This window comes from Kitasatospora sp. NPDC018619 (assembly GCF_044391605.1).
Taxonomy (GTDB): Bacteria; Actinomycetota; Actinomycetes; order Streptomycetales; family Streptomycetaceae; genus Kitasatospora.
On the sequence record NZ_JBISAI010000011.1, the window covers coordinates 57,996 to 72,163 of the forward strand.

At 75.7% G+C, this 14,168-nt stretch carries 12 protein-coding genes; 6 read left to right on the forward strand and 6 right to left on the reverse strand.

Features of this window, described 5'->3' with window-relative positions:
• Positions 1–44 precede the first annotated feature (44 nt).
• Entirely contained in the window at positions 45–1,373 is a 1,329-nt protein-coding gene (locus ACH5AR_RS18920) for a sensor histidine kinase (protein ID WP_396302555.1), read from the forward strand.
• 57 nt (positions 1,374–1,430) lie between these two features.
• Here ACH5AR_RS18920 and ACH5AR_RS18925 read toward each other — a convergent pair whose 3' ends face one another.
• Positions 1,431–3,014, reverse strand: a complete 1,584-nt coding sequence (locus ACH5AR_RS18925; RefSeq protein WP_396302556.1) for a purple acid phosphatase family protein — start codon at positions 3,012–3,014, stop codon at positions 1,431–1,433.
• A gap of 88 nt (positions 3,015–3,102) precedes the next feature.
• Here ACH5AR_RS18925 and ACH5AR_RS18930 point away from each other — a divergent pair, with 88 nt between their 5' ends.
• Entirely contained in the window at positions 3,103–3,792 is a 690-nt protein-coding gene (locus tag ACH5AR_RS18930) for a response regulator (protein ID WP_396302557.1), read from the forward strand.
• A gap of 299 nt (positions 3,793–4,091) precedes the next feature.
• Here the strand turns inward: ACH5AR_RS18930 and ACH5AR_RS18935 are convergent, their stop codons facing one another.
• Complete coding sequence (locus tag ACH5AR_RS18935) at positions 4,092–5,756, reverse strand: peptide-N4-asparagine amidase (protein WP_396302558.1); 1,665 nt, start codon at positions 5,754–5,756, stop codon at positions 4,092–4,094.
• Between the two features lie 261 nt (positions 5,757–6,017).
• On the opposite strand from ACH5AR_RS18935, the gene ACH5AR_RS18940 reads away from it, so the two are divergent.
• Positions 6,018–6,983, forward strand: coding sequence for a pseudouridine-5'-phosphate glycosidase (locus ACH5AR_RS18940; RefSeq protein WP_396302559.1), 966 nt, complete (start codon positions 6,018–6,020; stop codon positions 6,981–6,983).
• Between the two features lie 3 nt (positions 6,984–6,986).
• Positions 6,987–7,865, forward strand: coding sequence for a carbohydrate kinase family protein (locus tag ACH5AR_RS18945; RefSeq protein ID WP_396302560.1), 879 nt, complete (start codon positions 6,987–6,989; stop codon positions 7,863–7,865).
• A gap of 138 nt (positions 7,866–8,003) precedes the next feature.
• Here the strand turns inward: ACH5AR_RS18945 and polX are convergent, their stop codons facing one another.
• Both polX and ACH5AR_RS18955 read right to left on the reverse strand, forming a co-directional pair.
• Positions 8,004–9,734, reverse strand: a complete 1,731-nt coding sequence (gene polX / locus ACH5AR_RS18950; protein WP_396302561.1) for a DNA polymerase/3'-5' exonuclease PolX — start codon at positions 9,732–9,734, stop codon at positions 8,004–8,006.
• Positions 9,735–9,799: 65 nt separating this feature from the next.
• Positions 9,800–10,522, reverse strand: coding sequence for a hypothetical protein (locus ACH5AR_RS18955; protein WP_396302562.1), 723 nt, complete (start codon positions 10,520–10,522; stop codon positions 9,800–9,802).
• 293 nt (positions 10,523–10,815) lie between these two features.
• On the opposite strand from ACH5AR_RS18955, the gene ACH5AR_RS18960 reads away from it, so the two are divergent.
• Together ACH5AR_RS18960 and ACH5AR_RS18965 are read left to right on the forward strand one after the other, a co-directional pair.
• Positions 10,816–11,433, forward strand: coding sequence for an ArsR/SmtB family transcription factor (locus ACH5AR_RS18960; protein WP_396302563.1), 618 nt, complete (start codon positions 10,816–10,818; stop codon positions 11,431–11,433).
• Positions 11,430–12,746 (forward strand): MFS transporter, encoded by a 1,317-nt coding sequence (locus ACH5AR_RS18965; protein ID WP_396302564.1) that lies wholly within the window; start codon positions 11,430–11,432, stop codon positions 12,744–12,746. The genes ACH5AR_RS18960 and ACH5AR_RS18965 overlap by 4 nt, the downstream gene beginning before the upstream one ends.
• Positions 12,747–12,761: 15 nt before the next feature.
• Here the strand turns inward: ACH5AR_RS18965 and ACH5AR_RS18970 are convergent, their stop codons facing one another.
• Together ACH5AR_RS18970 and ACH5AR_RS18975 are read right to left on the reverse strand one after the other, a co-directional pair.
• Positions 12,762–13,460: an IS5 family transposase gene (locus ACH5AR_RS18970; protein ID WP_396302742.1), complete on the reverse strand. Its 699-nt coding sequence runs from the start codon at positions 13,458–13,460 to the stop codon at positions 12,762–12,764.
• 31 nt (positions 13,461–13,491) lie between these two features.
• Entirely contained in the window at positions 13,492–14,163 is a 672-nt protein-coding gene (locus ACH5AR_RS18975; protein ID WP_396302565.1) for a DUF6629 family protein, read from the reverse strand.
• Positions 14,164–14,168: the final 5 nt, after the last annotated feature.

Genomic DNA, 14,168 nt, shown 5'->3' on the forward strand with positions numbered 1-14,168 from the left:
AGGAGGCCGCCTCCCCCGGCAGAGCTGCCCGTAGGCTCGGCACGGTGCGTACCGACTTTCCGCTCGTTCGCTCGGGCCCCGGGCGTCCGCCGCCGCGGTCGCGGTCGCGGTCGGTCCGGGTCCGCGGGCCGCTCGCCGCCGTCTGCGGGCTGGTCCTGCTGGCCCCCGTCATGCTGGCGAAGCCGGACGCCCGGGGTGCGGCCGTGCTGCTCGCCCTGGCGGCCGCGCTCGCCGCGGCGGTGGCGCTGCTGCCGTGGCCCGCCGGGCGGATCACCCTGGGCGCGGCCGCCGTGGCGGTGGCCGGGGCCTCGCTGCTGGTCGACCTGGCCTACCCGGGCCCGTACCGGCTGCCCGCGTTCTGGCTGCCGTTCGAGTGGCTCGCCCTGCTCGGGCTGCTCTTCCGGGTCGTCCGCCGGCTGCCCGACCGGCGGGCCGGTGCGGTCGGCGGGCTGGTCGGCCTCGCGGCGGTGCTGCTGCCGCTGCGGTTCGCGGTGCGCGCGCCGCAGGAGGGCGCGGCCTGGCCGGTGGCCGGGGTGCTGGTCTCGCTGCTGCCGCTGCTCGGCGTCGCGGGCGCGTCGCTCTACCTGCGCGTCCTAGACGGGCGCCGGGAGTGGGCGGTCGCCCGGGCCCGGCGCGAGCAGCGGCTGGAGGTGGCCCGGGGGCTGCACGACTTCGTCGCCCACGAGATCACCGGCATCGTGCTGGAGGCCCAGGCGGGTCAACTCCCGGGCCAGGAGGCGGAGGACACCGCCGTGCTGCTGCGGCGGCTGGAGGAGGCCGGGCTGCGGGCGCTGGACTCGTTGGACGAGATGGTCGGCGCCCTGCGCGAGCCGTCCGGCCGGGCCGCACGGCCGGACGACCGGTCGGCCCGGTCGGCCCGGTCGGCCCGGTCGGACCGGTCGGACCGGTCGGACCGCACGGAGCGGGAGGACCCGGAGGACGGGGACTGCGGGGCGACCACGCGCCGGCTGGGCCTGGCGGACCTCCCCGAGCTGGTCGCCCGCTTCGGCGCCACCGGCGGCCTGAGCGCCATCGCCGACCTGGCGCCCGAGAGCGTCGGCCGGCTCTCCGCCGAGGCCGAGGCGACGGCCTACGCCGTCGTCCTGGAGGCCCTCACCAACGTCCGTCGGCACGCCCCGCAGGCCACCGCGGTCACCGTCACCGTGGCGGCCGGCCGGGGCGGCACCGTCGAGCTGACCGTCACCGACGACGGCGGGCCGGCCCGCAGGCCGCGGCTGCGCCGCCGCCCCGGCGCCGGCGGCACCGGCCTGGCCGGCCTCACCGCCCGCGTCGCCGCCCACGGGGGCTCGCTGACCGCCGGCCCGGGCCCGGCGGCGGGCTGGCGGGTCAGCTGTTCCCTGCCGGGGCGGTGAGGCCCCGGTCGGCCCGGTGCCCGGGGCGGTGCCGCTGCGCTCTCCCGGTCGCGCGGGTCAGTGCCCCCGGCCGCCGCCGCGGGTGCCGCGCGGGCGGGTCAGGGTGAAGCGGTCGACCGGGACGAGGTCCCCGTACGGGCCGCTGACCGAGTAGTAGGTGACACCGATGGTGGTCTGCCCGTTGCGGCCGCCCGGGTCGACGTCGAAGGACGCGAAGCCGTACGGGTTCTCGGCGTCCCGGAAGGCGGACCAGGGGGCGTCCTCGATCACGTACACCGGCGGGCGCTTGCCGGTGGCCGGGTCGGCGGCGCCGACACCGGTGATCACCCGGGCCTTGGCGGGGCTGAAGAAGAGCTGGTTGGACGGGGCCGAGGTGCCGCCGCCGCCGATGACCATGTGGACGGTGCCCTTGGTGGTGTCGATGGTCTCGGTGTTCGTGGAGACCGGGACGGGCGTGCGGGTGTCGGTGGGCTGCTGGCCGCGGATCGGGTGCGAGCGCTCGTAGTGGTGCTCGTGGCCGCAGACCACCAGGTCCACGCCGTACTTGTCGAACAGCGGCACCCAGGCCTCGCGGACGCCGAGGTCGGCGCCGTTGAACCTGTCGGCGGTGGAGACCACCACCTGGTGCATGCAGACCACGATCCAGTCGATCCCCGGGTCCGCGTTGGCCGCGATCAACTCCCGCTCCAGCCAGCGCTGCTGGGCGCCGCCGGAATAGCCGTGGACGTAGCTGTTGCCGCCGTCCTGGTAGGCCACGTCGTCGTTGTTGAGGCTGATCACGCGTACCGAGCCGGCCGTGAACGCGTACCACAGGCCGCGGGTCTCCGCGTCGGAGCGGGCCTCCGGCAGCTCGAAGTACGCCTGGTAGGCGCCGTAGCCGATCGGCCCGTTGCCCTTCTCGTTCTCGTGGTTGCCGGCCGCGGGCATCCACGGGCGGTGGCGGGCCGAGCGGGTGTTGTTCTCGAACCAGTCCGACCAGGTGCGGACCCGGTCGGTGGCGATGTTGGCGTAGCAGAGGTCGCCGTTGAGCAGGTGGAACAGCGGGGCGATCCGCTCGACCCCGGCGGTGGTGTCGCCGGCCGCGGGGCTGCCGAGGTTGTCGTTCACGTAGCCGTTGGCGGTCTTCCTGCCGAGGGTCGGGGTGCCCTGGTCGCCGAAGCTGGTGAAGGTGAAGGCGGCCCGGCCGCGCGGTGCGGTGCGGACGGTCCCGAGCTCGGGGGTGGTGCCGTCGTGGACGGCGGCGTAGACGTAGTCCGTGTCGGCGTGCAGGCCGGTCAGCCGGGCGTGGTGGACCTGGACCTCGGTGCCGGACGCGGCGTCCCGGTAGGTGCGGGTCGCGGCCTGGACGGTGCGGCCGAAGCCGCTGTGGGAAGTCCCGTACACCACCCGCGGGTTGCCGACGGACCGGGTGGTGTGCCAGGAGACCACCACCTCGCGGGAGGCGTCCGAGCCGAACTGGAGGTGCAGGCCCGCCACGCGCGGCGCGCCGGAGCGGTCCGGGCGCTGCCACAGCACCGGGGAGGCGGCCGCGGGGGCGGCCGGGAGGCCGGAGAGGGACACGGCACCGCCGAGGCCGACACCGGTCGCACCGGCCAGGAGGCCGCGCCGGCTGACGGAGGGACGTCCACTGGATTCGTTCATGGCGGCCAGCCCACCGGACGAAGGTGAACCGCGCCGGGTCCGCCGCGTGAACTTTGCCGCCCGTCGGCCGTGCGCCAGACTGCTGGGCGTGACGAGGACCAACGACGAGGGCCCGCGGGTGATCCGCACCCTGATCGCGGACGACCAGGAGGCGGTGCGCCGCGGGGTGCGGCGGATCCTGACGGCCCAGCCGGACATCGAGGTGGTGGGCGAGGCTGCGGACGGCCTCGCGGCGCTGGAGCTGGCGGCCGAACTGCGGCCGGACGTCGCGCTGGTGGACATCCGGATGCCGCGGATGGACGGGCTGGAGCTGACCAGGCGGCTGGCCGGACCGGAGGCGGCGGAGCCGGTGCGCGTCGTGGTGCTGACCACCTTCGACCTGGACGAGTACGTCTACCCGGCCCTGCGGCACGGGGCGTCCGGCTTCCTGCTGAAGCGTTCCGGCCCGTCCCTGCTGGCCGAGGCGGTGCGCGCGGCGGCGGACGGGGAGAGCCTGATCAGCCCGTCGGTCACCGTCCGGCTGCTGCGGCACGTGACGGCGCCGGACCGCCCGGAGCGCCGGCGGCCGGTGTCGGCGGCGGCGCTGACCGAGCGGGAGGTGGAGATCGCCGGCCACGTCGCCGCGGGCCGCACCAACGCGGACATCGCCGCGGAACTGTTCATCTCGCCGGGGACGGTGAAGACCCACGTCGCCAGCATCCAGCGCAAGCTCGGGGTGGCGAACCGGGTCGGGATCGCGGTGCATGCCTGGGAGATGGGCTGGACGGGCGGGCGGTGACCGGGCACGGAAACGCGCCCACGGGGCCGAGGGGGTGCTCCGTGGACGCGCGGAACCTGCGAGGCGGGGGTGGCCTCCGGACGTGACGTCCTCCGGCCGGTAGTTCGATCGTCGACCGAGGTAGTCATTCAGCGGCGGACCCTGATCCGTCTCGATCCGTCGCCACTGCCTCCTGCGGTCGAACTTCCTTCAGCTACCTCGCAGGTCCACTTCCCATGATGCGCCTCCCACGGGCTGTGCACCAGGGGGAAGCGGTATGAATCCGACCAATTTTCGCGACTCGGGCGGCCCGGCCGGGGTCAGGGCCGGGGCCAGCCGTCCACGAAGTCCAGCGTGCGCCGGTACGGCCCCTCGGGCCCGGTGCTGCGGTACTCCTCGGTGCTGCTGCCGGTCCGCACGGTGCGGTCCCCGTCGTGCCGCCGGGCGGTGGGGCGCAGGGTGTGGTCGACGGTGGAGCGCTCGGTGACGCGGCCGCCGGTCGCCGCGGTGCTCTCCCGGTGGTAGCCGAGCTCCATCGCGGTGCTCTGGTCGGTGTTCCCGGCCGCGTCGCGGCTCACCCGGTAGGTGACGTCCAGCGGTTCGCCCTCGTGCACGGTGGTGGTGCGGTGCGGGCCGCCGCCCCAGGTCGCGGTGGTGCGGGTGAGGTCGGTGCCGTTGTGCAGCGTCACGTCGTTGCCGCCGTCGCGCAGCCGCTGGGTGGAGCGGAAGGCCAGCTCGTCGCGGACCTCGGTGGTGATCCGGCCGTGCGAGGTCTGCACCCAGCCCCGGGCGAGGTCGTGCCGGGTGGCGGTGACCGTCCAGTCGCCGCTGCCGGCGCCGTGGTCGGCGAGGTCGGTGGCGACGGTGGCCTCCGGGGCGACCCGGTGCTCGGTGAGCGCCCCGGTGGTGCGGGCGGCCCCGTGGTCGGTCTCGGCGAAGAGGTTGACCTGGCCGGTCCAGACGTCGTTGCTCTGCGCCTCGGCGGTGTTCACGGTGACGCCCACGGTGTGCGGCCGGCCGTCCAGCAGCAGTCCGACGTACGGGGTGAGGTCGAGCCGGTAGGCGGGCAGGTCGAAGGCGAAGACGCCGGGCACCGGCCGCCAGAGCAGCGGGTCCCAGCCGCCGGTGTAGATCACCGGGTACGGCCAGACCGCGCCGGCCACCCGGCCGTCCACGGTGAGCCGCAGCTCGCGGAACGGGCCCTTGCCGCAGATGCCGCTGCCCGGGTTGGCGGCGGCGAAGGCGTCCGGCGCGGAGGCGTAGGCGAACTCCTCGCAGGCGCCGCCGCCCCGGGCGTAGACCTCGGCGGTGAGGCGTTCCGTGTTCTGCGGGAAGGTGAGTTCGCGTCCGGCGGTGGGGGCGGCCCCGGTGAGCCCGAACGGCCCGGTGGTGAGCAGCCGATCGGCGGTGCGGGCGGCCGGCCAGTGCTCGTCCGCGGTGTAGAAGGTCAGCTTCGCGCTGATCGTGAAGACGCCGGTGTACGTGGCGTCGGTGACGTTGGCGAGGTCGAAGGAGAACTCCTGCGGGCCGTCGGCGAAGAGCGGGGCGTAGCGGGTGACGTCGTGCTCGACGTTCCACGCGATGCCGTCCTTGGACGGCTCGGGGGTGGAGGAGAGCAGCACCTGGACGCCGCCGACGCGAACGCTGAAGATCCGGTCGAACTGCCGCCCGGCGACCTCGCCGTGGAGGTCCAGGACCACCGCGGACCACGGGCCGGCGCAGTCCGCGGGCGGGGCGAGGAGGGCTTCGTACGGGGTGTCCGGCGGGTTGCCGTACCCGTTGCGGAACGCGCGCTCGTGCATCACCTCGACGGTGCAGGAGCGGGTGTCGGGGCGGGTGAGCGGCTTGGTGGCGGTGACCGGGTCGTGGTAGTCGGTGCCGAAGTCGGCGTGGGCCGGGCCGGCGGCGGTGAGGGTGCCGGCCAGGGAGAGGACGGCGGCGCCGACCAGACCGGCGGCGCGGCGGAGCAACGGGCGCAGGGCCAAGGCGGGTTCCCGGGGTCGGGCGGCCCGCGGTCGGTGCCGCGGGCCGGTCGGATGATCAGGGAATCCTTCCGGGGGTGGCATGCCAGCGTCAAGGCATGCGACGGCCGGTGCGCGTCGGTGGGGTGCTCGCGCGCGGCGTGCGGTCCGGTGGCACGGGCCTGTCGCAGGCCGCGGGAGGCGCTCTGGATTCCGCCGCGAGCCGTCCCTACGCTGGCTGCACGTCGCCCCATCGCAACGGCCGCCTCACAGGGAGTGCGCACCATGACCGGAACGCGTCCCACCGCTCCCGCCGTCCGGCTCTCCGAGGAGGTCGCCCGGGCGCTCGCCGACGGCCGACCGGTGGTCGCCCTGGAGTCGACCATCTTCACCCACGGCCTGCCGCGGCCGCGGAACCTGGCCGTCGCGCTGGAGGCCGAGCGGCAGCTGCGGGCGGCGGGCGTCGTGCCGGCCACCGTCGGGGTGCACGCCGGGGTACCCACGGTCGGGCTGAGCACGGACCAGATCACCGAACTGTCCACCGCCGAGGGCCTGGACAAGGTGAGCCTGCGCGACCTCCCGGTGGTCGCCGCACTCGGCCGGCACGGCGGCACCACCGTCGCCGCCACCGCCTTCCTCGCCCACCGCGCGGGCATCCGGGTCTTCTCCACCGGCGGCCTGGGCGGCGTGCACCTCGGCGCCTCGGAGAGCTTCGACGAGTCGGCCGACCTGACCACCCTGGCCGCCACCCCGGTCACCGTGGTGAGCGCGGGCGTGAAGTCCATCCTCGACATCCGGGCCACCCTGGAGCGCTTCGAGACGTACAGCATCCCGGTCATCGGCTACCGCACCCGCAGGTACCCCGGCTTCTACGTCACCGACTCCGGCCACGAGCTCGGCTTCAGCGTGGAGTCCCCCGAGCAGGCCGCCGCGGTCGTCGAGGCCCGCGACCGGCTCGGCCTGCCGCAGGCCGTCCTGATCGCCAACCCGGTCGACCCGGCCGAGCAGCTGCCGCCGCAGGAGCTGGATGGAATCCTGGCGCGGGCCCGGGCGGAGGCCGAGCGCCTGGGCGTCACCGGCAACGCCGCGACGCCGTTCCTGCTCGACCACATCCGGCGGGACACCGGCGGGCGCAGCCTGGAGGTCAACGTGGCGGTGTACCGGGGCAACGTCCGGCTCGGCGGGGAGATCGCGAGCGCGTTGGCGGCCGGTGGCGCCGCGGCCGGGGGCGCCGTCGAGAGCGGGGTCTGAGCCGTGCTGGGGGTGCTCGGCGACCTCGTCGAGGACATCGTGGTCTGGACCGACGGACCGCTGCGGCACGGCACCGACTCCGGCGCCCGGGTGTTCCGGCGGCGCGGCGGCAGCGCGGCCAACGTCGCCTGCTTCGCCGCCGGCCGGTACCCGGCCCGCTTCCTCGGCTGCGTCGGCGAGGACGCGGTCGGGGACGGTGTCGTCGCCGAACTGACCGGCCACGGCGTCGACGTGCGGGTTGCGCGGCGCGGCCGGACCGGCAGCGTCGTGGTGCTGATCGACCAGGACGGCGAGCGGACCATGCTGCCCGACCGGGGCGCCGCCACGCTCCTGGAGCCCGTCCCGGACGAGTGGCTGGCCGGGCTGACCCACCTGCACGTGCCCGCCTACTCCTTCGACGGCGAGCCGGTCGGCGGGACGGCCCTGGACGCGCTCGCCCGGGTCCGCCGGGCGGGCGGCACCACCTCGGTGGACGCCTCCTCGACCGGCATGCTGGAGCGGTTCGGGCGGGAGCGCTTCCTCGCGCTGCTGGCCGGGTTGGCGCCGACCTTCGTGTTCGCCGACCGCTCCGAGTCGGAGTTCCTCGGGCTGCTGGTGGGCGGCAGGCCCGGGCCGGAGCGGGCCCGGCTGGCGGCCACCACGGTGGTCACCAAGGCGGGCGCCGAGGCGACCGCCGTCGACGTCCCGGGCGAGCCGCTGGCCGTGGTGCCGGTGCCGCCGGTGGCCGGGGTGCGGGACCTCACCGGGGCCGGGGACGCCTTCGCGGCGGGCTTCCTGGCCGGGTTCCTGGACACCGGCGACCTCGGGCACGCCACCGGGCTCGGGCACCGCCACGCGGCCCGGGTGCTGGGCTCGCCGGGGGCCTCCTGGGGCGGGGAGTGACGTTTCGGCGTGGCGGCGGGCGGCGGTGGCGCGTCCAGGGGCTCCGGGCTCCGGGGCTCTGCGCTCCGGGACGCCTGGCTCCGGGGCTCCGCGCTCCGGGACGCCTGGCTCCGGGACGCGTGGCCCCGGGACGCCGCGTCATTTCGGAACCGCGTCCTTGCGGAGGAAGTGCTTCAGCTTCTGCCACGTCCAGGTGTTTACCACGTCCTCGGCGGTGAGCCAGCCGCGCTGCGCCGTGCCGATGCCGTAGCGCGGGTAGCCGAGGTGGCCGACGGCGTGCGCATCGCTGTCGACCGCGAAGCGCACGCCGTGCCGGCGGGCCCGCAGGATGTCCTCGTCGCGCAGGTCGAGCCGCTGCGGGGAGCTGTTGACCTCGATCGCGGTGCCGGTGCGCGCGGCCGCCTCGAACACCGCGTCGAGGTCGACGTCGATCGGTCCGCGGCGGCCGATCCGGCGGGTGGTGAGGTGCCCGATGACGTGCACGTACGGGTTCTCGCAGGCGCGGATCAGCCGCCGGGTCTGGGCGGCCCGGTCCAGGGCGAAGTGGGAGTGCACGGAGGCGACGCAGAGGTCGAAGCCGGCCAGGAACTCCGGGGGCCAGTCCACCCCGCCGTCCGGTCCGATGTTCAGCTCGGTGCCGTGCAGCAGGCGCAGCTTCCGGTGCCGGTCGGCGAGCCGCCTCAGCTGCTCGCGCTGGGCGAGTACCTTCTCGTCCGTCATCCGCTGCATCACCAGGTCCGGCGCGTGGTCGGTGACGGCGAAGTAGGAGTAGCCGCGGGCGGCGGCGGCGTCGACCATCTCCTCCAGGGTGGCCAGCCCGTCGGTCAGGTCGGTGTGGGTGTGGAGGTCGCCGCGCAGGTCGGACTCCTGGACCAGGTCGGGGAGTCCGCCCTCCAGCGCGGCCTCGACCTCGCCCCGGTCCTCGCGCAGCGTCGGCGGGATCCAGGGCAGGCCGAGCGCCGCGTACACCTCCTCCTCGCTCTCCGAGACCACCTTGGCGCCGCCGTCCACCTCGAACAGCCCGTACTCGGAGAGCTTGAGCCCTGCCCGGACGGCCATCGTGCGCAGCTTGATGTTGTGCGCCTTCGAGCCGGTGAAGTAGACCAGCGCGGCGCCCCAGTCCTCCTCCGGTAGGACCCGTAGGTCCACCTGTACGCCCTCGGTGGTACGGACCGAGGTCTTGGTGCTCCCGCTGCCGATCACCTCGGCGACGTAGGGGAGCCCGGTGAGCGCGGCCATCAGCGGGGCGGACTCCTCGGCGGTCGCGAGCAGGTCGACGTCGCCCACCGTCTCGCGCATCCGGCGCAGCGAGCCCGCGTAGGCGCAGCGGGTGCAGCCGGGAACGGCGGTCAGCGCGGCGACCAGCTGTTCGGCCAGCTCGGTGGCGGTGTCCAGCAGGGTGCGGCCGCCGGACTGCCGCAGCAGCTCGATGCCGTGCAGGATCCGCTCGCCGCTGCGCTCGCCGAAGCCGGGCAGGTCGGCGAGCTTCTCGGCGCGGGCGGCGGCGGCGAGTTCGTCCACCGAGGAGATCCCGAGGTCGCGGTAGAGGGCCAGCGCGCGCTTGGGGCCGACGCCGGGGACTGCCGTCATCTCCCGCACGCCGGACGGGATCTGGGCGCGCAGCGCCTCCAGGGCGCGGATGGTCCCGGTGGCGAGGTACTCGGCGATCTTCGCCGCGGTGGACTTGCCGACGCCGGGGATCTGCTGGAGGCCCTTGAGGTCCAGGCCGGCCAGGTCCTCGGAGTGGCCGCCGACCGCGCGGGCGGCCTTCTCGTAGGCGCGGGCCCGGAAGGCGTCCCCGCCGGTGATGTTGATCAGGTCTGCGTACTCCTGGAGCAGCTCGCCGACCTGCTCGTTGAGCCGGGGCATGGGGCAAGTCTAGGTTTCCCGGCGCGGGTCTGCCGGGTGTGCGCCGGGCACCGCCCCCTACGCCGTCAGTCGTACGAGACGGTCAGCAGCAGGACCACGGTCAGCCCGCCGCCCGGGGTGGGCTCCACCACGAGCCGGCCGCCCGCGGCGGCCACCAGGCTCTGCAGGGCGGGCCCCACCGGGCTGCCCGCGGCTGCGCCCGCGGCCGCCCGCCCGTGCGCCCCGGGCTGCTCGTAGGCGCCCCGGTCGCAGACCCGGACCTCCACCCGGCCGCGGGCCGCCGCCGTCCGGCCGGGGACGCGCAGCGCGGACGCGCCGCCCGCGACGTCGGCCCGGACCAGGACCCGGCCGCCCAGCGGGCTGCGCCGGATCGCGTGGTCGACCAGCCCGGCGAGGGCGGCCTCCAGGCGTCGGGCGTCGCCGGCCACCACCGGGAGCCCGGGCGCCAGCCGGACGGTGACGGCCGCCGCCCGGCCGCCGCCGCGCACCACCCGGCGGACCACGTCGGTCACCTGGACGTGCCGGGCCATCGGCTCGCAGCCGGCCTGCCGACCGGTCCAGCGCAGCCGTTCCAGCTCCGTGCGGGTGAGCGGCCTGGGGGCGGCCATCACGCCGGGCGAGGACGGGCCGAGGCCCTCGTCGGCGCCGGCCGCCGACGCCGCGTCCGCCGGCCCGGACCGACCCCGGCGCCCGGTACCGCCCGTGCCGCCGATGACGCCCGCGCCGCCCAACGCGCCGAGCGCCCGGGCCCCCGACGCGACGTAGCCCCACAGCCTCCCGCGTGCCATCGCCCTGCCCCTCGTGCTTCCCGGCGGCCGTCATCGGATCCGCGGCCGGCCGGCGCGGGCCGACGTCCGGGCCCGCCCTGTCAGCCTGCGCCTCGGCCGCCCGGGTGACAATCCCGCTCCGGGCCGCGGTGCGCCGCGGGGCCCCCGCCGAGCGGCCGGCCGGGCACCCGTCGACCGGCGGGGCGGCGGGGCGCGGCCTACTGCACACCGATGAACCGCAAGGAGACCTTCGCAAAAAAATCTTCGCGAAAAATCCTTTGCAAAGAAGTCTTTGCGGTCCTAGTCTCCTGACCATGACCGAAGAACGCGGCTGGAAGCACAGCGACGACCCGCACATCGCCATCACCGCCAAGAACATGCGGGCGATGGCGCACCCCGTGCGCATGCAGCTGGTCGGGCTGCTGCGCAAGCACGGCCCGTCCACGGCGACGAGGCTCGCCGCGCGGCTGGGGCTGAACTCCGGGGCCACCAGCTACCACCTGCGCCAGCTCGCCGCGGCGGGCTTCGTCGAGGAGGACGCCGAGCGCGGCAACGCCCGCGAGCGGTGGTGGCGTTCGGCCCAGCCGCTGACGGTCTGGACGGTGGACGACGTGGCGGACGAGGAGCTCGACACGGCCGTCGGCTTCCTGCGGTCCGTCCTGGCCGCGCACACCCTGACCGCCCAGCGCGCGCTGGACGCCTTCGAGACCATGCCGCGCGAGTGGCGCCGGGTGACGGACTTCAGCGACCGCGTCCTCCAGCTGACGCCCGCCGAGGCCGACCGGCTGTCCGGCGAGCTGTTCGAGGTGGTCCGGCGCTACCGGCAGATCGACCACGGCGGGCCGGTTCCGGAGGGCACCGAGCAGGTCTCGGTGATCGTCCACGTCCTGCCGGACACCAGCTCCACCACGACCGAGGAGGGCCCCGCGTGACCACCGCCGCCGTCGACGCTCCCGAGCGGAGCCTGCGCCCGCTGGCCGGGGTGCTGACCGCCACGGTCATTTCCGTGACCGGCACCCGCGTCTCGGCCATCGCCCTGCCCTGGTTCGTCCTGGCCACCACCGGCAGCGCCACCATGACGGGCCTGGTCGCCTTCGCCGAGATGGCGCCGTACGTGGCGGTCAAGGCGCTGACCGGGCCGCTGGTGGACCGGCTCGGGCCGCGGGTGGTGTCCTGGACGACGGACGCGGTCAGCGCCGTCGCGGCCGGGCTGGTCCCGCTGCTGTACGCCCGGGGGCTGCTGCCGTTCTGGGCGCTGCTGGCGGTGGTGGCGGTGATCGGCGCGATGCGCGGCCCGGGGGATCTGGCCAAGTCCGTCATGGTCCCGGAGGCGGCCGACCGCGCCCGGGTCCCCATGGAGCGGGCCACCGGGCTGTCGGGCGTCACCGAGCGGCTGGCCTCCACCGTCGGGCCGGCGGTCGGCGGCGGGCTGGTCGCCCTGGTCGGCCCGCTGGCCGGCGTGGCGGTCAACGCGGCCACCTTCGCGCTCGGGTCGCTGGTCGTCGCGGTCGCGCTCCCGCGCGGCATGGGGCGCCCGGCCGTGCCCGCCGCGGCCACCGGCCCGTCCGGAGAGCAGCAGCCCGCGGGCTACTGGCGGATGTTCCGCGAGGGCTTCACCTTCCTGCGGGCGGAGCCGCTGCTGCTCGCCGTGATCGTGATGATCGGCATCACCAACCTGATCGACGCCGGGTTCGTCTCCGTCCTCCTCCCGGTCTGGGCGCGGGAGTCCGGCAACGGGCCGGCCGCCATCGGCCTGGCCGCCGCCGTCATGGGCGCCACCGCGGTCCTCGGCAGCCTGATAGCGGCGGCCGTCGCCTCCCGGCTGCCCCGCCGCACGGTCTTCTTCACCGGCTTCCTGCTCTGCGGCGCCCCGCGCTTCCTGGTGCTCGCCCTCGGCGCGCCGATGTGGCTGGTGCTCATGGTCTTCGCGGTCGGCGGCTTCGGCTCCGGCTTCCTCAATCCGATCCTCGGCGCGGTGCTCTTCGAGCGGGTGCCCCGCCGGCTGCTGGGCCGCGTCCACGCCCTGAGCGACTCCCTCGCCTGGGCCGGCATCCCGCTGGGCGGGCTGGTGGCCGGTGCGGCGGTCGCCGGCATCGGCCTGACACCCAGCCTGGTCGCGGCCGGTGGCCTCTACTTCGCGACCACGACCGTGGCCGGGCTGCGCTCCGAGTGGCGCGAGATGGACCGCCTGCGCGGGCACAGGGGCGCCGCGGGCGCCGAGCCGGAACCAGCATCCTGCGGCTAGGTCCTTTCTTTTGGATCAGCGGGCGGAGCAAATGAGGATGCCGGCGATGTGGAGTCCGGCTTGGAAGACGGTGGCGGTCTTCTCGTAGCGGGTGGCCAGGCCGCGCCGGGTCTTCAGGCGGTTGGTGCAGCGCTCGACGGTGTTGCGCTGCTTGTAGGCCTCACGGTCGAAGGCCGGCGGGCGTCCGACCGGCCTGGGAACGCGCAGGGCGGCCATGATGTGTTCGAACGCGGGCGCGTCGCCGGCCTGGCCGGGCGTGAGGTGGAAGCACAGCGGGCGGCAGCGGCCGTCGGTGGCAAGGTGGATCTTGGTGGTCAGCCCGCCGCGGGAGCGTCCGAGGGCGTGGTGGTCGGGTTCGTCGGCAGGGGCCCCTTCTGGCGCGGCCCCGGCCGCACTCTGGGGCGCTCGCACGATCGTCGAGTCGACCGAGACGACCCGGTCCAGGTCCCCCTCCGCGTCGGCCCGGGCGAGCAGGGCGGTGAAGACCCGCGCCCGGGTTCCGTCGATCGCCCGGTTCCTAAGCCGGGTGTGGACGCCCTTCCAGGAGCCGTACCCGGCCGGCAGGTGCACCCACGGCGAGCCGGTCCGGAACTTCCAGGCGATCGCGTCGATCACCTGCCGGTGATCGCGCCACCGCCCTCCCCGCCTCGGCGTCCGGTCCGGCAACAACGGCTCTGTCCGCACCCACTGCGCGTCAGTCAACGGTACGACCAGGCCAACGGCCCGATGATCGGAAAGAAATGCCCTAGCCGGCCCGGTCGGCGGCCGCGGTGGGAGCCCTCGCCGGGCGGCGGCCCGCCCAGCGGAACAGCAGCAGGCTGGCCAGGGCGGCGAGGGCGCACCAGGTGGAGACGAAGGCGAGGTGCCAGAGCAGGGCGCAGGCGAGGGTGCCCGCGCCGACGAGGAGACCGAGGTGGCGGAGCAGCCGGTCGCCGCTGACCAGGAGGGAGCCGACGGTGGCGAGGAGGTAGCCGGCGAGCAGCGGGACCGGGTACGGGACGCCGATCGCGTAGTCGAGGGTGTGGCCGTGCACGGTGGCCGTCACCGGGTGGGTGGCGACGGCCACGGCCAGCGGGACGGCGACCGCCGCGCCGAGCAGGACGAGCGCGGCGAGCACCCGTCGGCGCGGTCCGTCGGTCGCGCACCACACGGCGGCCGGGACGAGCACGGGCAGCAGCGGCAGGGCGATCACCGCCCAGGCGGTGCGGGCCGCGCCGGCGAGGCCGTCGGGCAGCCCGCCGTCCGTACCGAGCCAGACCAGCGCCTCGATCAGCTGGTGCACGCCGAGCACCAGGGGGAGCGCGGCGAGCGGTAGGCGCTCGGGCCGGCCGGCCCGGCGGGCGCGGGCCAGGCAGGCCACGCCCACGACCGTGACCAGCCCACCGGCCACGGCGTCCGCCTGGGCGCTCCAGCACATCGCGG